This window comes from Stenotrophomonas bentonitica, assembly GCF_013185915.1.
GTDB lineage: Bacteria > Pseudomonadota > Gammaproteobacteria > Xanthomonadales > Xanthomonadaceae > Stenotrophomonas > Stenotrophomonas bentonitica.
The window spans coordinates 45,716-62,845 of record NZ_JAAZUH010000002.1; the positions used below are offsets into that span (position 1 = coordinate 45,716).

Genomic DNA, 17,130 nt, shown 5'->3' on the forward strand with positions numbered 1-17,130 from the left:
GCACCATGTGTGGCATCGTCGGTATTGTCGGCAACCAGAACGTCGCCGGGCAGTTGTATGACGGCCTGACCGTCCTCCAGCATCGCGGCCAGGACGCGGCGGGCATCGCTACCGCCGACGGCACCCGCCTGCGCGTGCAGAAGGCCAATGGCCTGGTCCGGGACGTGTTCGACGCCAAGACCATGTCGACCCTGGAAGGCCGGGTCGGCATCGCGCATGTGCGGTACCCGACTGCGGGTTCGGAAGGGATGGACGAGGCGCAGCCGTTCTACGTCAATTCGCCGTACGGCATCGCGCTGGCCCACAACGGCAACCTGATCAATACCGAAACGCTGCGCCAGCAGGTGTTCGAACAGGACCGCCGCAACGTCAACACCGATTCGGACAGCGAAGTGCTGCTGAACGTGTTCGCGTTCGAGCTGGACGCGCAGCGCCAGCTGAGCCCGGAGGCGGCCATCCGCGCGGTGGCCGGCGTGCACCGCCGCTGCAAGGGCGGGTATGCGGTGATCAGCGTGGTGCTGGGCCTGGGCCTGGTCGCGTTCCGCGACCCGCACGGGATCCGTCCGCTGGTGCTGGGCAAGCGCGCGCATGCCGAAGGCGATGAGTACATCGTGGCGTCGGAATCGTCGGCGCTGGACGTGCTGGGCTTCCAGCGCGTGCGCGACGTGCGCCCGGGCGAGGCGCTGGTGATCACTGCGCGCGGTGAGCTGTTCTCGGAGGTGTGCGCCGAGCCGGTCGAGCACAGCCCGTGCATCTTCGAGTACGTGTATTTCGCGCGTCCGGATTCGATGATCGACAACGTGTCGGTGCACAAGGCGCGCATGCGCATGGGCATCAAGCTGGGCGAGAAGATCCTGCGCCTGCGCCCGGACCACGACATCGATACCATCATTCCGATCCCGGATACGTCGCGCGACGCTGCGCTGGAAATCTCCAACGTGCTCGGGGTGAAGTACCGCGAAGGCTTCATCAAGAACCGCTATATCGGCCGCACCTTCATCATGCCGGGGCAGGGTGAGCGGGTGAAGTCGGTGCGCCGCAAGCTCAATCCGATCCACCTGGAGTTCCGCAACCGGGTGGTGCTGCTGGTGGACGATTCGATCGTGCGCGGCACGACCAGCCAGCAGATCGTGCAGATGGCGCGCGACGCGGGTGCGCGCAAGGTGTACCTGGCCAGCGCGGCGCCGCCGGTGCGTTACCCGAACATCTACGGCATCGACATGCCGGCGGCGGAGGAGCTGGTGGCGCACAACCGCAGCGTGGAGGAGATCGAGGCGCACCTGGGGTGCGACTGGTTGATCTACCAGGACATCGAGGACATGGAAGCGGCAGTGCGCGAAGGCAACCCGGAGCTGAAGTCGTTCGATTCGTCGTGCTTCAACGGGGTGTACCCGACCGGGATCGAGCCGGGCTATTTCGAGCGCATCCAGCAGCTGCGTTCGGACGACGCCAAGCACAAGCGCCGCGCCTGAGGCCTGGCGGTGAGTGCGAGCGTGCTGCAGGACGCGGCGGCCGGTGACCTGCTGCGCGCGGCGCAGCAGTGCATGGCGGAAGCGGATCCGCTGCGCAAGGTGGCGCTGACGCGGGAGTACGCGGCGCTGTACCGGGCGGGGCAGTTGAAGCTGGCGGCGGACGCACCGATGCCGGAGCCGATCCGGATGCCGGGTCGGCCAGCGCAGCTGCGGCTGGTGCATCCGCGCGAGGTACCGCGGCGTGGGTTGGGCAATGCGGAAGGGCGTGCGGCGTTCATCCACGCGATTGCGCATATCGAGCTCAATGCGATCGATCTGGCCTGGGATGCGGTGTACCGTTTCCGGGGGCTGCCGTCGTCGTTCCATGCGGACTGGGTGGGGGTGGCCGACGATGAGTCGCGCCATTTCCTGCTGCTGCGCGAGCGGTTGCAGGCGTACGGATTCGACTACGGGGATTTCGCGGCGCACAACGGGTTGTGGGAAATGTGCGAGAAAACGGCGCACGATGGCCTGGCGCGGATGGCGCTGGTGCCACGCGTGCTGGAGGCGCGCGGGCTGGACGTGACGCCGGGGATGATTACCAAGCTGCGCTCATCAAACGACCACGCAACGGCGGACGTGCTGGAGATCATCCTGCGCGAAGAGGTGGCGCATGTGGCGGCGGGAACGCGGTGGTACCGCTGGTACTGTGCGCGCGAAGGTGTGGAACCTCGCGCTCGCTTCATTGCGCTGTTGAAGGAACACGCGGGCGGTTATCTCAATGGACCGTTCAATCTTGAAGCGCGTTTGCTGGCGGGGTTCGACCATGATGAGCTTGCTGACCTTCAGGCACAGGCGATTCGCTGACGCCGGGCTTTGCCCGGCTGCTGATGGATTCAGGCGAACAGCCGTTGGGTGATGGGTGCCCTGCGGTTGGCGGGTCGGTGTGGTTTTGCGGGGGACGCCGTGAATCCGTCCATGGAGGCTAAGTCGCCGCATCCATGCGGCTCATTCCCCCGCAAACCCACACCGACCCACCATCGACACATGGCCGGTCGCCAGAGAAGAGCAGCTGGTAGGGTCGCATCCCAATCGACCGCCGATGGCGGTGAAACGTTCTGTAGGGCATGACTGCAAACGCAGGAATCGCGGTCCCACCGCTCAAACGTTCCCCAACACCACGCGCTTTCCATCTTCTGTTGGTCGGTTGATGTAAAACAAACCAGGCCCTGGCCGATACGGCAATTCCCGCGTCGCTTCATCAGCCGCATACAACAACGCGGTGTCGCCCAGTGCATCGAAATTCCAATGCGCGGACTGCATCAGGTAGCGCTGTCGCAACAACGTTTCCTGCGCGGCATCCAGTACCTGCCCAGCCACCAGACGCGTGGCAATCGGCTGCAGTTCCGCCGGCAACGCCAATGCCGGTTCGGCATCCGGCGTGCGCGCCCACAGCACGCCCGCCGCTGCGGCGCGCGCATGCACCAGGCGCAGCGCGATCAACTGGTAACGCCAGTCGATCTCGCGCTTGAGCACGACGGCGGCATGCGCAAACAGCACCCACTGCGGCAGCACGCTGTCGCTGCCGGCCACGCGCATCTGCTGCCAGCGGTGCCATACGTCGACCCAGATGCTGCTGTCATCCAGTCCGAGCGCTGCCTGCCAGCGTCGGCAGTCGGCCTGTGCGCGCGCGTACACCTGGGTGGCCTGGAGTACGGCGAGCGGTGGGGTTGTGGTGTCGGGCACCCCGTGATTGCGCAGGCGTTGTCCCTGTGGACGGGTCAGCAGTTTCGGTCCTTCGATGCGCTGGTCGTAGCCGCCGCCGATGTTGGCGTGGACGCCGGGCAGGGCGATTTCTTCATGCGCCGGTGCGACGGTGGTGAGGGCGAAATAGTGGCGGTGTTCATCGCGGGCGACCACCTGCACGACCTTGTCGGCGCAGTCCGGGGCGAGCGCCACGCGGGGGATTTCGTCGCGCTGCCGGGCATCGATGGCAACCACGGTGTCGAACAGGCCGACGAAGCGCACCGGGCGGGCGGTTGCCGTGGCGGCGGCGGTCCAGCCGGTGCGCCGCAGTTGTTCCTGCAGCCAGCTGCGGCCGTCGGCGGCGTTGAGGCGGTTGACGGCGTCGCGTGCGGAGGCGGCGCCGCGCGAGAAGCCGAACAGGTCCAGGCGTACGCGGCCGAGAAGATGCGCGGGCAGGGTCCGGGCGAGGGCGCGCAGGGCTTCGGGCAGGCGTACGTCGAGCGCCCGGTGGACCTTGGCTTTCACACCGGTGGCGCCGATGCCGAAGGCCAGGCCCATCAGGTCGTCGTCCTTGCCGGTACGGGTGCCGGCGCCTTCGATGTAGATCGCCAGCGACAGCAGGCCGGGCGTGGCAGGGGCGCCGTTGCGATGGTCGGGGTAGAGCGCGTGCAGGCGCGCGATGTTGGTCAGGCCGTTGCTGAAGCTGCTGGTCAGGCGGCTCTGGTAGGGAGAGGCGTCGTCGGCGAGCACGGCCGGTGCCGGTGCGAGCGGGGCGGGTGCGGTGCGGCCGGCGGGGCGCGAGGCGTGCCGCAGGTTGTCGGCGTTGTTGCGGGTGCCGTCGAAGAACAGGCCGATCTGCAGCGTGACCGGCACGGGTGTGGTCGGATCGGGATGCCCAGCCATGCCTCGGTGTCCCCTGTCGATGCAGGCCAAAGGTAGCGCGAAAACGACACGAGCGCGACGTAACTGAACCGCTTTGGGTCGGGGTCACAGTTCCGACATGTGATCGATAGCCTCTATTGAATTCACGCGACCGAGTGGCGCCAGATGGGTACGCCTGCTGACAGGGGTGGCAGCGCGAACACGTTCCTTACTGAAGTTCACTCATAGAGAGGCGACATGATGTCCAGTCCGATGAGAAAGACCGCAGTTGCGATCACGCTGTTCCTGGCCACCGTCGGCACGGCGGCGGCCACGCCCCTGTTCTCGCCGGTCACGGTGCTGAGCCGTGCCAGTGCGGCCAGCCAGCCGGCCGCGCAGGCGGTGCTGGCGGCGCCGTCCACGGCGGCGGTGCAGGAAGTCCGGGTCGATGCAGGTGCGGTGGTGGCCGGCCAGCGCCAGCTGGAATTCGAGCTGCTGGGGACGCCGGTGCAGGCGCAGCAGCAGCGGGTGGAGAGCCTGCCCGATGGCGGCAGCATCTGGTACGGCAGCCTGCAGGATGCGGGATCGAAACTGACCCGCCAGGCGGGCGGCAACGACCCGGGCAATTCGGTGATCCTGGTGCAGTCCGGCGGCACGGTGACCGGATCGATCCGGAAGAACGGCACGCTGTACCGGTTGCGCCCGCTCAGCGATGGCCGCCATGTGCTGGTCCAGGTCGACGAATCGCGGATGCCGGCCGAGCATCCGGCCGACTACAACACGCTGCCGAAGATCGAGATGCCGGCCAGCGACCGCGCCGGCATCGCCGCCGCGTCGTCAGGCAGTCCGGCCACCATCCGCGTGCTGGTGGCCGCCACCAATGCAGCGGTGAGTGCTTACGGCGGCAACATGCAGCAGCTGGTGCAGCTGGCGGTGGCCGAGTCGAACCAGGGCTACACCAACAGCAACGTGGGCATCACCATGCAGCTGGCCGGGTACCAGGCCGTGGCGTACACCGAGACCGGAAATTTCAGCACCGACCTGGCGCGCTTCCGCTCCACCAATGACGGCTACATGGATGCGATCCACACCACCCGCAACAGCACGGCGGCAGACGTGGCGGTGTTGATCCTCAACAACAGCAGCTATTGCGGGCTGGCGTCCGGAATCGGTTCGACCGCGTCCACCGCGTTCGCGGCGGTGTATTGGGATTGCGCCACCGGCTACTACTCGTTCGCGCATGAGATCGGCCACCTGCAGAGCGCGCGGCACGACATCGCCACCGACTCCAGCACCACGCCGTATGCGTATGGCCACGGGTACCGCTACCAGCCGGCCACCGGCGCGCGCTGGCGCACCATCATGGCCTACGACTGCACCTCGGGCTGCCCGCGCCTGAACTTCTGGTCCAACCCCAACATCAGCTACAACGGGGTGCCGATGGGCATCGCTTCGAGCGCGGACAACCAGCGCGTGCTGGTCAACACCAAGGCAGCGGTCGCCGCGTTCCGGTAAGAGGCTCCGGGGCTGCGCGTCAGGCCAATGCGTCCAGGGTCCAGCCCTGTGGCGTGACGCGCAGTACCGAACCCTGTTCGTACCAGTCGCCAAGTACGATGCGCGTGCAGCTGCGGCCACCGGCCTGGAGGGTGTGGATGGCAGGGCGGTGGGTATGGCCGTGGATCATGGTGTCCACGCCATGCCGCACGAAGGTGGCGGTGACCTCGTCCGGGGCGACGTCGGTGACGGTCTCGAAGGTGGCGCGGTCGCCCTGCTTCATTTCCGACTGGCGGGCCTGGCTGGCATCGCGCGCCTTCTGCGCGAAGGCGATGCGCGCGGCCAGCGGCTGCGCCAGGAACTGCGCCTGGAACACCGGGTCCCGGGTCTGCGCGCGGAACTGCTGGTAGGCCACGTCGTCGGTGCACAGCAGGTCGCCGTGCTGGAGCAGCACCGGCTGGCCGTACAGGTCGATCACGCTGGGGTCGGGCAGGATCCGGAACCCGGCGCGGCGCGCGTAGTCGTCGCCGACCAGGAAATCGCGGTTGCCGCGGATGAAGTACACCGGCACCCCGGCCGCAGACACGGCCTTGAGCGCGTCGGCCACCGCGTCGGCGGCGGGCGAGGGCGTGTCATCGCCGATCCAGGCCTCGAACAGATCGCCCAGGATGTACAGGGCGTCGGCCTGCATCGCCTCGCGCTGCAGGAACGCCAGGAACAGCTCGGTGATGGCTGGACGACTGGGGTCCAGGTGCAGATCGGAAATGAACAGCGTGGTCATGCGGCCATTGTAAAACGGCGGGCGCCGGCCGCAACGTCGGTAGAGCCACGCCCTGCGTGGCTCTACACCGGTAAAGGTAACCAGTTGAGGCTGGCGCCAGCCAGCGCCGTGGCAATCGCCGTCGCCGCCAGCACGTCACTGGGGTAATGCAAACCCAGCACCACCCGCGATACCCCGACCGCTGCGGTGAACGGCACCAGGATCGGGGCCAGCCACGGGTAATACGCCAGCGCCACGATGGTGAACGACACCGCGTGCAGGGTATGCCCGGACGGGAAGCTGAACTCGTCCAGCGGCGCCACCCAGGCGCGGATCCGCAGGTCGGCCGCGTACGGCCGCGGACGCCTCGTCCAGCGCTTCAGGCCCTTGTACAGCAGCAGCGCCATCAACCCGGTGCCGGCCATGTGCAGCGACGCGCGCAGGCCGTCGAAACCGTCGACCAGTACCAGCGCGCCCATCAAGGCATACCAGAACACCCCGTCGCCGAGCCGGCTGACCACCGCGAATGCGCGGCGCACCCGGCGGTGCCGGCAGTAGTGGTTGGCGCGGCGGCAGAGACGGGTTTCGCGCCCGCGCAGGGCCTCAAGCGGCGTGGTCCGCATGTGGCCTCCGGGCGTGGGCCAGTTCGGCAAGAAGGGCGTCGAACTCGGCCACCACCTGCTGCGGATGCAGTCGCTGCATCGCCACGGCCGCGTTGCGGCCCATGCGTTCGCGTGCGGCATCATCGCCGGCCAGGCGCACGGCGGCCTCGACGAAGGCGGCATCGTCGTCGACCGCCACCCCGGTTTCATCGGTGCGCAGGTGCTCGCGCGCGGCACCGTAATCGAAGGCGACCGTGGTCACGCCGCTCGCCATTGCTTCCAGGGTGACATTGCCAAAGGTCTCGCTGCGGCTGGGGAACAGGAACAGGTCGCCACTGGCGAAGTGCCGGGCCAGCGCGTCGCCGCGCTGCACCCCGCAGAAAATGAAGTCCGGGTTTTCATGCGCCAGCTTCTCGCGCGCCGGGCCATCGCCGACCCACACGAAGCGCGCCTTGGGGCGCACCTGCTGCAGGCGGCGGAAGGCCTTCACCGCCAACGCCAGGTTCTTCTCCGCGGCGATGCGGCCGACGTAGATCGCGGCAAAGCCGGTGCCGTCGATGCCCCATTCCTCGCGCAGTGCCGGGTCGCGCCGCGTCGGCTCGAACTGGCTGCTGTCCACCGCGCGCGCCAGCAGGCGGACCCGGTCGAAGCCCTGGCCGGCCAGGAACTGCTGCAGCTCCTGGGTGGGGACCAGGGTCGCATCGGCCTGGTTGTGGAAGCGTCGCATCCAGCGCAGTGCGGCGGCCTGCAGCCAGGCCACGCCGTAGTCGGGCAGGTACTCATCGAAGCGGGTGTGGAAGCCGGTGGCCACTGGAATGCCCAGCCGCCGCGCGGTGCGCAGCGCCGACCAGCCCAGCGGGCCCTCGGTGGCGATGTAGATCGCATCCGGCCGCTGCTGCTGCCACTGCCGGGCCAGCCGCTTGGGAGCGGGCAGGCCGAAGCGCAGCCCGGGGTAGCGCGGCAGGCCCGCGCCCTGTACCAGCAGCGCGCCGCTGGTGTCGGTCTCATCGCCCTGGCGCGGGCGGACCAGGTCCACCTCGTGCCCGGCCGCGCGCAGTCCCTGCTCCAGGCCCTGTACGGTCAACGCGACGCCGTTGACCTCGGGGGGATACGTTTCGGTGACGATCGCGTAGCGCATGGGGAACCTCCCGGTTTGGCGCATGCTCGCGGGCGGCCATGTAGCCGACATGACGCGGCCATGACCACCAGATGACGCCGTGACCGGGCACAAAAAAACCACGGCCCCGAAGGGCCGTGGTCATGTTCCATCACCCACGGGGGGCGATCAGAAGCGCTGCTGGTACTTCATGTAGATCACGCGGCCGATGTCGTAGCCGCCGTAGTACGAGAAGGCCGAGTTCGGCTTGCTGTACATGATCGGGCCCAGGCGGTCGAACACGTTGTTGGCGCCGACCGACACGGTGCCGTCCCACGGCAGGTTGTAGCGGAACTGCACGTCGTGGAAGGTGACCGAACCACGTTCGTTGTAGTTGCGCGAACCCTTGTACCACGGAGCGTACTGGCCCGGATCCGAGCACTCGTCCGGGTACAGGGCGATGTTGGCGCACTGTTCCTTCACCCCGGAGTAGTAACGCGCGGTCCAGCTCATGCCGAAGTCTTCGCGATCCCAGCCCAGCACCAGGTTGGAACGGACGCGGAAGCCGCTGCCGATGCCGTTGGTGGGGGTCGGGACGATGCTGGCGTCGTTGGTCGAACGGTAGATGTTGCTGGACACGTAGGTGGTGGCCGAGTTCAGCGAGAACTTGCCGAACGCGGTATCCAGGCGGTAGCTCAGGTCCAGGTCGTAACCTTCGGTTTCCAGGAAACCGGCGTTGCGGTTGCCGAACTTCAGGTTGGTGACGATGCCGGTGACCGGGTCGCGATCGAAGCGGGTGCAGCGTGCGTCGATGCCCTGCTCATAGCAGTCGATCAGGATCTGGGACGGCGTATCGGCAATGATGGTGTTGTCGATGCGGATCTTCCACCAGTCCAGCGAGGCGTTGAAGTTCTGGATGAAGCCGGGGCTCCAGACCAGGCCCAGCGTCTTGCTCTTGGAGGTTTCCGGGGTCAGGTCCGGGTTCGAGCCGCTGGTGAACGGCACCGGGGTGGCGTCGGTGGCCACGGTCACCGGCGTGCCGCCCTGGCGCAGCTGGCGGAACGTGGCGGCGTTGGCGATGTCACGCGAGCAGCGGGCGCGCACTTCGGCGCTGGTGCGCGAGGAACCGAACACGGTGTCGCACGGATCGCTGAACTGGGCGAAGGTTTCCGAACCGCCACCGAACAGGTCGTTGATGGTCGGGGCGCGGAAGCCTTCGGCCCAGGTGCCGCGCACCATCAGCGAATCGATCGGCTTCCACTTGAAGCCGAACTTGCTGTTGAGCGTGTTGCCGAAGGTGTCGTAGTCGGAGAAGCGGGTCGCGCCGTTGAAGGTCAGTTCCTTCGCGCCCGGCAGGTCGGCCAGCACCGGCACGTTCAGTTCCAGGTACGCCTCGTTGACGGTGTAGTCGCCACCGGTCGGGCCTGCGGCCAGGTTGGTGGTGGCACCGGTCTGGGCCAGCGGATCGGGCGTGTAACGGCCGTCTTCCTTGCGGCTTTCAACGCCGAACGCGAAGCCCAGGTCGCCGCCCGGCAGGGTGACGATGGAACCGGCGATGTTGGCGAAGAAGTTCTTCGAGGTGGTGCGGCCCTTGGTGATTTCCTCCGGGAACAGCCACGCCTGCAGTTCCGCATTGCCGTACAGGCCGTCCGGAGCGGTGGTGCCGTACGGAACCAGCGGGTTCCACGGCTTGCACACGTCGTAGCCGATCGGCGCCGCAGCGGTACCGCACTGGACCTTGCCGGTGGCGGCGTTCAGGAACGACGGACCGACGCCGCCGGCGACGCGCGCCTTGTGCAGGTTGCCGGTGGCGGTCGATTCCAGTTCGTTGCGGTTGTACTGGTAGCCCGCTTCCCAGTCGAAGTAGCGCTCGCCGATGTCGAACGAACCGTCGAACGAGGCCACCGCACGGTAGGTCTTCAGATCGCTGGTGGTCACGCGCGGCACTTCCCAGGTACGGCGGTTCCAGGCCACCGCGGTCGGGGTGGCGTAGCCGTGCTGGTTGCCGAACGGGTTGAAGTAGCTGTTGATCGACATCGAACCGACGCCGGCGGTGCTGGACTGCAGCGGGTAGCCGGCGATCTGGCGGGTCGACTCGCGCTCGTTGTAACCCAGCTCGGTGCGGAAGTTGATGCTGTCGGTGATCGCGAAGCGACCATCGAAGTACACCGAGTCGCGCTTGAGCGGATACATCACGTGCATCTGGTCGTTGGCGTTGCTCACGTCACCGGTGAACGGGGTGGTGTCGGTGCGGTGGTAGTTGCCCGGACGGGTCGGGTCGGTGCCACGGTTGAGCGAGTAGCCGCAGCCGGCGGTGGCCGTGCAGCCCGGGCCGCGCAGGCCGGTGATCTGGCCGTACTGGCTGATCGTGGTCCAGTTGCTCGAGTCCAGCGGGTGGCGGTCGGTCATGCCGTACTGGCTGAAGCCGCGGTTGCGTGCCCACACGCCGTCTTCTTCGGAGTGCTCCAGCGCCAGGGTCAGCGACAGGCGGTCGTTGCTCCAGCCGGTGACCGCGTCGATGCGGTCGCGCGCGCCGTCGCCTTCGCTGTACTGGCCGTGGTAGACGTTCACGGTGGTGCCGGTGACGTTGCTGCGGGTGATGATGTTGACCACGCCGGCCATCGCGTCCGAACCGTAGATCGCCGAGGCGCCGTCCTTCAGCACTTCAATGCGCTCCACCGCCGAAACCGGCAGGGTGGACACGTCCTGGTAACCGGAGGTGCTGATGCCCAGGCGCTTGCCGTTGACCAGCACCAGCGTGCGCTGGGTGCCCAGGTTGCGCATGTCGATGTAGGTACCGCCGGCATTCTCACCGGCGGTCAGCGCGTTGGCGCGGCTGATCGTCGGGCTGCCCATGGCGGTGACGTTCTGCAGGATGTCGGCCACCGAGCTGAAGCCCTGGCGTTCGATGTCGGTGCGGCTGATCGCAAACACCGGCTGGGCGGTCTCCACGTCAACGGTACGGATGCGCGAACCGGTGATCTCGATGCGATCCAGGTTGGTGGGGCTCGGCGCGTCCTGTGCCATGGCCGGGGCGGCCACCAGGCCGACGGTACCGGCGACCAGGGCATAGCGGATTGCCTGCCCCAGTACGTTGATGCGTGAAGTCATTTGGCTCTCTCTCTGGTTCGGAACTGAATCAAAAGAGGTCGGCGGGGTCCCAAGTGCCCCGCGTTCCCCGAAAAACCGCCCCAAGTGGGCCGGTGATTCGATCTTAGTCCCAGTCGTTAAGCCGATGTAAAGCTTTTCGCCAAAAAAATTTCATCATCTCGTAACCAATGAGATGTATTGCCTTGTAAATCAACGGATTGTGACAAAATACGCCCGTCAGGCACTGTGTCCTGATGTATCGAAATGTATCGGGATGGTGCGGCGCGTCACGCAGATCTGCGCAACGCGGGGCGATTACGCCACGAACGGGCGGAACAGGATGCCGAGTCCGGCCATGCCGTCGGTCTCGCCGATCAGGTCGGCGCGCAGCAGCGGGCGGGCATCGATGTAGGCCTGCGGCAGGATCAGCGACAGCCGGTTGTCGTCCGCGCTCAGCTCCAGATCCGGCATCGGACTGTCTTCGTGGGCGCGGTTGAGCAGCACCGCCAGCCGGAGCAGGGCGGTCATGCGCCGGGCCGGCAGCAGCAGGCGCTCGGGCAGCGCGTCGAACGCGGACTTGGACACGTTGCGGCGGTGGCTGCGGACCAGCGCGGCCAGCAGCTGCTGTTCCTGCCGCGAGAAGCCGGCGATGTCCGAGTTCTCCAGCACGTAGCTGCCGTGCACGTGGTAGCCGCTGTGCGCGATCATCAGGCCCAGCTCGTGCAGGCGCGCGGCCCAGCCAAGCATGCGCGCGTCGTCCGGGTCCAGGTTCCATGCCTTTTCCACCTGGCCAAACAGCTCCATCGCGGTGCGCTGCACCTGGTCGGCCTGCACGGTGTCGATGCCATAGCGCTGGGTCAGGGCGTCGACCGACTCGTCGCGCAGGTCGTTCTCGCTGGCACGGCCGAGGATGTCGTACAGGATGCCTTCGCGCATCGCCGCCTTGCTGACCAGCAGCTTCTGCAGCCCCAGCGCGTGGAAGGCCGCTTCCAGCACCAGGATGCCGCCGGCGATGATCGGGCGGCGGTCCGGCGACAGGCCGGGCAGGTCGATGTCTTCGATCCGCTTGGCCTTGAGCAGCTCGTCGCGCAGCTGCGGCAGCGCTTCGGCGGTGATCGCGCCCTTGCTCAGCTTCATGCTGGCGCAGATCTCGCTGATCGCCTTGTGCGTGCCCGACGACCCCAGGGCCTCGTTCCAGCCCAGCGAGCGGTACTTGGTGGCGAACTGCTGGAACTCGGCGCCGATCTCGGTGAGTGCGTCCTTCCAGCGCTTCTTGCTCAGCTTGCCGCCGGGGAAGAAGCGCCGCGTGCTGGCGATGCAGCCGGCCTGCAGGCTTTCGCGCTCCAGGGTCTGCATGCCCTGGCCGATGATGAATTCGGTGGAACCGCCGCCGATGTCGATCACCAGCCGGCGCTGGTCCGGCTTGGGCGGCTGCGCGTGGGCAACGCCCAGGTAGATCAGGCGGGCCTCTTCACGCCCGCTGACCACTTCGATGGCATGTCCCAGCGCGGTTTCGGCCGGCATCAGGAAGGCCTGCGGCGAACGCAGCTGGCGGACCGTGTTGGTGGCCAGTGCACGCACCCGCACCGAGGGAATGCCGCGGATGCGCTGGCCGAACCGGGCCAGGCACTCGAGCGCGCGCTGGCGCGCTTCGGCCGACAGGCCGCCCTTGCCATCCAGGCCGTCGGCCATGCGCACGGTCTCGCGCAGGCGGTCGACCACCCGCAGCTGGCCGAGCGTGTAGCGCGCGATGACCATGTGGAAACTGTTGGAGCCCAGGTCGATGGCGGCGAGCAGGTCGCCATCCTGCAGGGCGGGCGGTGTCGTGGAGGTATGCGGCATGGACGAATGGTAGCCGATGGCCTACAGCCCGGCCATCAATGCCATCTGCGCCGAATGCGGGGGCTCGTCGTGGCCCGGCGCGCACTTGCGGTAGGTGCCGTCGGCCTGCAGTTCCCAGGCGTTGAGGTTGTCGTCCAGGTAGTTCTGCAGCACGTCGCGGTAGACCTTGCGGGCCAGCTCCGGGTCCAGGATCGGGAAGCAGGTCTCGACCCGGCGCAGCAGGTTGCGCTCGAGCCAGTCGGCGCTGGCGCAGTACAGCTCCGCGGCGCCGTCGTTGCCGAACCAGTAGACCCGGCTGTGCTCCAGGAAGCGGCCGACGATCGAACGCACCCGGATGTTGTCCGAGACCCCCGGGACGCCCGGGCGCAGCGTGCACGCGCCGCGCACGATCAGGTCGATCTGCACGCCGGCCTGCGAGGCCGCGTACAGCGCCCGCACCACCTGCGGCTCGTTGAGGGCGTTCATCTTGGCGATGATGCGCCCGGGGCGGCCCTTGCGGGCCAGGTGCATTTCGCGTTCGATCCGCTGCAGCAGGCCGTCGTGCAGGGTGAAGGGCGACTGCAGCAGGCGCTTCAGGCGGGTGCGCGGGGCCAGCCCGGAGAGCTGCTGGAACAGCAGGTGCACGTCATTGCCGATGTCCGCATCGGCGGTGATCAGGCTCAGATCGGTGTACGCGCGCGCGGTGCCGCTGTGGTAATTGCCGGTGCCCAGATGCACATAGCGGCGCAGCTTGCGGCCTTCGCGGCGCACGATCAGCAGCATCTTGGCGTGGGTCTTGTAGCCGACCACGCCGTACACCACCTGCACGCCTGCTTCCTGCAGGCGGTCGGCCAGGCCCAGGTTCGCTTCTTCGTCGAAGCGCGCGCGCAGCTCGACCACCACGGTGACGTCCTTGCCGTTGCGCGCAGCCAGGATCAGCGCGTCGACGATCTGCGAATCCTTGCCGGTGCGGTACAGCGTCTGCTTGATCGCCAGCACGTTCGGATCCACCGCCGCCTGCTTGATCAGGTCCAGCACCGCGGTGAACGCATCGAACGGGTGGTGCAGCAGCACGTCCTTGCGCGCCACCACCTCGAAGATGCCGTCGCTGTCGCGCAGCGTGCGCGGGCTCATCGGCGGGTACTTCAGTTCGGGGCGGGCGAGCAGGTCGTACAGCTGGATCACGCGGTTGAGGTTGACCGGACCGTCGATCTGGTACACCGCGTTTTCGGTCAGGCCGAAGTTCTGCAGCAGGGTGCGCACGATGTCGCGCGGGCAGTCCTGCGCGATCTCCAGCCGCACCGCCGGCCGGTAGCCGCGGTCGACCAGCTCGTCGCGCAGGGCCAGGGCGAGGTTTTCCACTTCTTCCTCGTCCACCACCAGTTCCGAGTTGCGGGTCACCCGGAACTGGTACGCGCCCTGGACTTCCATGCCCGGGAACAGCTCGCCCACGAAGGTCGACAGCACCGAGGACAGGAACACGAAGGTCTGCGGGCCGCCCAGGGTCTGCGGCAGCTGGATGATGCGCGGCAGCGAGCGCGGTGCGCGCACGATCGCCAGGTGGCCGGCACGGCCGAACGCGTCGGTGCCCTTGAGCACCACCACGATGTTCAGCGACTTGTTGAGGATCTTCGGGAACGGGTGCGACGGGTCAAGGCCCAGCGGCGACAGCACCGGCATGATCTCGTTGCGGAAGTACGCGCGCAGCCAGCGCTTCTGGCGGTGGTTCCACGAATGCCGCCCCAACACGTCGATGCCGGCTTCGTGCAGGGCCGGGCGCAGGGTGTCGTTCCAGCAGCGGTACTGCTGGTCCACCAGTTCGGCGGCGCGGTCGTGGATGGCGCTCAGGATCGCCTGCGGGGTCATGCCGTCCGGCGCCGGCGGCAGGCCGAATTCCTGTGCGTGGCGCACCGCGGCGGCGCGGATCTCGAAGAACTCGTCCAGGTTGGTGCAGGAGATGCACATGAAGCGCAGCCGCTCCAGCACCGGCACCTGCGGGTCCATGGCCTGGGCCAGCACCCGGAAGTTGAAGTCCAGCTGCGACAGCTCGCGGTTGATGTACAGCGCGGGGTCGCGCAGGTCATCGGTTTCCGCCGGCACGGCGATGGGAACGAGGCTGCTCATGCGGAAAAGTCTTCTGCGGAAGGAAGGAGGGCCGCGTCGGTGCGCTCGCGCACGTGGTCGGCATCGAAATGGCAGGAGAACGTGCTGCCCTTGCCGACTTCGCTCTGGATCTCCAGGCGGGCGTGGTGCAGGCCAAGGATGTGTTTGACGATCGACAGGCCCAGCCCGGTGCCGCCGCTTTCGCGCGAACGGCTGCTGGAGACCCGGTAGAAGCGTTCGGTCAGGCGCGGCAGGTGGGTGGCGGGAATGCCGTAGCCGGTGTCGCGCACCGCCAGCACCACGCCCTGGCCTTCGCGCGCCAGTTCCACCTCGACCCGGCCACCGGCCGGGGTGTAGCGCACCGCGTTGGTGACCAGGTTGGAAAACGCGCTGTGCAGTTCCTTGTTGGAACCCTGCAGGTCGACCCCGGCGTTGTCGATCACGCTGATCGTGTGGCGGCCCTGGCTGTGCGCTTCGGCCTCGCGGCGCAGCGTGGCCAGCATCGGCGCCATCGCCACGGTTTCTTCTTCGGTGTGTTCCTGCGACTCCAGCCGCGACAGGGTCAGCAGGTCTTCGACCAGCTGCGCCATGCGCTGCGACTGCTTGCGCATTTCTTCCAGCATCGGGCCGGTGCCGGGGAAATCTTCCGGCTCCATCATGTCCAGGTAGCCGTGCACCACGGTGAGCGGCGTGCGCAGTTCATGCGAGACGTTGGCCACGAAGTCACGGCGGACCTGCTCCAGACGCAGCAGTTTGCTCACGTCGCGCGCGATCAGCAGCCAGTAGTCGGGCGAATACGGAATCAGGCGCAGGTTGAGGCGGATCGCCGGATCGACCGGCGAGGGCACGTCCAGGATCGGCTCGGCATTGCGGCCGCCGGCCAGCCAATGGGCCAGCGGCATCGGCTGCAGCCGTTCGACCAGCGCCTCGCCGAGGTCGCCGGGATGGTGCAGGCCGAGCAGGGTGGTCGCCGATTCGTTGAACCACTGCACGCGCTGGCTGTTGCGGTCCACCACCACCACCGCGTCGGGCAGGGCCGCCGCGGCGGCGCGGTAGCTGCGCAGCATGTCCAGCAGGCGCCGCTTGCGCGTGCGCATTTCCAGCTGGTTGCGGTAGAGCAGGCGGTCCAGTTCGTTCCAGACCCCGTTGCCGCCGCTCATGTCCCAGCGCTGGCGCGCGGTGAGGCGGCGCAGCACCTTGCGCAGGCGCCAGTAATGCCAAGCCAGCGCGCCGATCGAAGCCAGCGCGATGCACATCCAGACCTGCCCGGTGGCCAGGCCCACGAGCACCGCAGCCAGCAGCAGCACGGCCAGGGTCGCGAGCGTTTTCAGCCAGGCAGAACGGATGTGGCGCGGCATTGCAGTCTCGTGGTTCACGTGGACGTCGAGAAACGATACCCCGCGCCGCGTACGGTCTGCACCATGTTCTCCGCACCGAACGGTTCCAGCGTCTTGCGCAGGCGCCGGATGTGCACGTCGATGGTGCGTTCCTCCACGTACACGCTGCCGCCCCACACGTGGTCGAGCAGCTGGGCGCGGGTATACACGCGCTCGGGATGGGTCATGAAGAAATGCAGCAGGCGGTACTCGGTCGGCCCGATCGGCACCGGCTGGTCGCCGGCGAACACGCGGTGCGCGGCGCCGTCGATGCGGATGCTGCCCACTGCCACGCTGCCGTCTTCATCGTCGTCGCGTGCGCGGCGCATCACCGCGCGGATCCGCGCCAGCAGCTCGCGCGCGGAGAACGGCTTGACCACGTAATCGTCCACGCCGGCCTCGAGCCCGCCGACGCGGTCGTTCTCTTCGCCACGCGCGGTGAGCATGATGATCGGCACCTCGCGGGTGAGGGCCTCCTTGCGCCAGCGCCGGGCCAGGTCCAGGCCGCTGGTGCCCGGAAGCATCCAGTCCAGCAGGATCAGGTCCGGCACGCGGTCGGCGATGGCGGTCTGCGCCTCGCGGGCGTCACCGGCGTGAATGGGGTCGTAGTCGCCCTTGCGCAGGGCGAAGGCGACCATTTCGCGGATCGCGGGTTCGTCATCGACGATCAGGATGCGTTTCTGCACGTGCCCACCGTATTGCTCATCAGACCGGGATTGGGCCCAGTAGA

The 17,130-nt window shown here is 67.6% G+C and carries 12 protein-coding genes; 3 read left to right on the top strand and 9 right to left on the bottom strand.

Going from position 1 to position 17,130, the window contains the following annotated elements; all coding sequences use genetic code 11:
• Positions 1–5 precede the first annotated feature (5 nt).
• Positions 6–1,472 carry an amidophosphoribosyltransferase gene (gene purF, locus HGB51_RS11170; RefSeq protein WP_070207561.1) on the top strand — a complete coding sequence of 489 codons (1,467 nt, stop codon included), beginning with the start codon at positions 6–8 and terminating at the stop codon, positions 1,470–1,472.
• A 72-nt stretch (positions 1,473–1,544) separates the two neighbouring features.
• Entirely contained in the window at positions 1,545–2,318 is a 774-nt protein-coding gene (locus HGB51_RS11175; protein WP_070207586.1) for a ferritin-like domain-containing protein, read from the top strand.
• 294 nt (positions 2,319–2,612) lie between these two features.
• Here HGB51_RS11175 and HGB51_RS11180 read toward each other — a convergent pair whose 3' ends face one another.
• Positions 2,613–4,100 carry a phospholipase effector Tle1 domain-containing protein gene (locus HGB51_RS11180; protein ID WP_070207560.1) on the bottom strand — a complete coding sequence of 496 codons (1,488 nt, stop codon included), beginning with the start codon at positions 4,098–4,100 and terminating at the stop codon, positions 2,613–2,615.
• Between the two features lie 216 nt (positions 4,101–4,316).
• Here HGB51_RS11180 and HGB51_RS11185 point away from each other — a divergent pair, with 216 nt between their 5' ends.
• On the top strand, positions 4,317–5,573 hold the full coding sequence (locus tag HGB51_RS11185; protein ID WP_070207559.1) for a zinc-dependent metalloprotease: 1,257 nt from the start codon (positions 4,317–4,319) through the stop codon (positions 5,571–5,573).
• Between the two features lie 19 nt (positions 5,574–5,592).
• Here the strand turns inward: HGB51_RS11185 and lpxH are convergent, their stop codons facing one another.
• From lpxH to phoB, 8 genes are all read right to left on the bottom strand, one after another.
• Positions 5,593–6,333, bottom strand: a complete 741-nt coding sequence (gene lpxH, locus HGB51_RS11190) for a UDP-2,3-diacylglucosamine diphosphatase (protein ID WP_070207558.1) — start codon at positions 6,331–6,333, stop codon at positions 5,593–5,595.
• Between the two features lie 62 nt (positions 6,334–6,395).
• Entirely contained in the window at positions 6,396–6,935 is a 540-nt protein-coding gene (locus tag HGB51_RS11195) for a phosphatase PAP2 family protein (protein WP_070207557.1), read from the bottom strand.
• Entirely contained in the window at positions 6,916–8,052 is a 1,137-nt protein-coding gene (locus HGB51_RS11200; protein WP_070207556.1) for a glycosyltransferase family 4 protein, read from the bottom strand. The genes HGB51_RS11195 and HGB51_RS11200 overlap by 20 nt, the downstream gene beginning before the upstream one ends.
• A gap of 147 nt (positions 8,053–8,199) precedes the next feature.
• A complete protein-coding gene (locus HGB51_RS11205; RefSeq protein WP_070207555.1) occupies positions 8,200–11,121 on the bottom strand; it encodes a TonB-dependent receptor domain-containing protein in 2,922 nt (973 codons plus the stop codon).
• Between the two features lie 294 nt (positions 11,122–11,415).
• The gene (ppx, locus tag HGB51_RS11210; RefSeq protein ID WP_070207554.1) at positions 11,416–12,942 is read right to left on the bottom strand and encodes an exopolyphosphatase; all 1,527 of its coding nucleotides are present in this window, start codon (positions 12,940–12,942) and stop codon (positions 11,416–11,418) included.
• A gap of 21 nt (positions 12,943–12,963) precedes the next feature.
• Positions 12,964–15,045, bottom strand: coding sequence for a polyphosphate kinase 1 (gene ppk1 / locus HGB51_RS11215; RefSeq protein ID WP_171966834.1), 2,082 nt, complete (start codon positions 15,043–15,045; stop codon positions 12,964–12,966).
• Positions 15,042–16,382, bottom strand: coding sequence for a phosphate regulon sensor histidine kinase PhoR (phoR, locus tag HGB51_RS11220; RefSeq protein WP_070209462.1), 1,341 nt, complete (start codon positions 16,380–16,382; stop codon positions 15,042–15,044). Before phoR ends, ppk1 begins: the two co-directional genes overlap by 4 nt.
• A gap of 14 nt (positions 16,383–16,396) precedes the next feature.
• On the bottom strand, positions 16,397–17,086 hold the full coding sequence (gene phoB, locus HGB51_RS11225; RefSeq protein ID WP_068849561.1) for a phosphate regulon transcriptional regulator PhoB: 690 nt from the start codon (positions 17,084–17,086) through the stop codon (positions 16,397–16,399).
• Between the last annotated feature and the right edge of the window lie 44 nt (positions 17,087–17,130).

Coding starts and splice junctions, on each gene's coding strand:
- purF (WP_070207561.1), top strand. CDS start 6: ATGTGTGGCATCGTCGGTATTGTCGGCAACCAGAACGTCGCCGGGCAG.
- HGB51_RS11175 (WP_070207586.1), top strand. CDS start 1,545: ATGGCGGAAGCGGATCCGCTGCGCAAGGTGGCGCTGACGCGGGAGTAC.
- HGB51_RS11180 (WP_070207560.1), bottom strand. CDS start 4,100: ATGGCTGGGCATCCCGATCCGACCACACCCGTGCCGGTCACGCTGCAG.
- HGB51_RS11185 (WP_070207559.1), top strand. CDS start 4,317: ATGATGTCCAGTCCGATGAGAAAGACCGCAGTTGCGATCACGCTGTTC.
- lpxH (WP_070207558.1), bottom strand. CDS start 6,333: ATGACCACGCTGTTCATTTCCGATCTGCACCTGGACCCCAGTCGTCCA.
- HGB51_RS11195 (WP_070207557.1), bottom strand. CDS start 6,935: ATGCGGACCACGCCGCTTGAGGCCCTGCGCGGGCGCGAAACCCGTCTC.
- HGB51_RS11200 (WP_070207556.1), bottom strand. CDS start 8,052: ATGCGCTACGCGATCGTCACCGAAACGTATCCCCCCGAGGTCAACGGC.
- HGB51_RS11205 (WP_070207555.1), bottom strand. CDS start 11,121: ATGACTTCACGCATCAACGTACTGGGGCAGGCAATCCGCTATGCCCTG.
- ppx (WP_070207554.1), bottom strand. CDS start 12,942: ATGCCGCATACCTCCACGACACCGCCCGCCCTGCAGGATGGCGACCTG.
- ppk1 (WP_171966834.1), bottom strand. CDS start 15,045: ATGAGCAGCCTCGTTCCCATCGCCGTGCCGGCGGAAACCGATGACCTG.
- phoR (WP_070209462.1), bottom strand. CDS start 16,382: ATGCCGCGCCACATCCGTTCTGCCTGGCTGAAAACGCTCGCGACCCTG.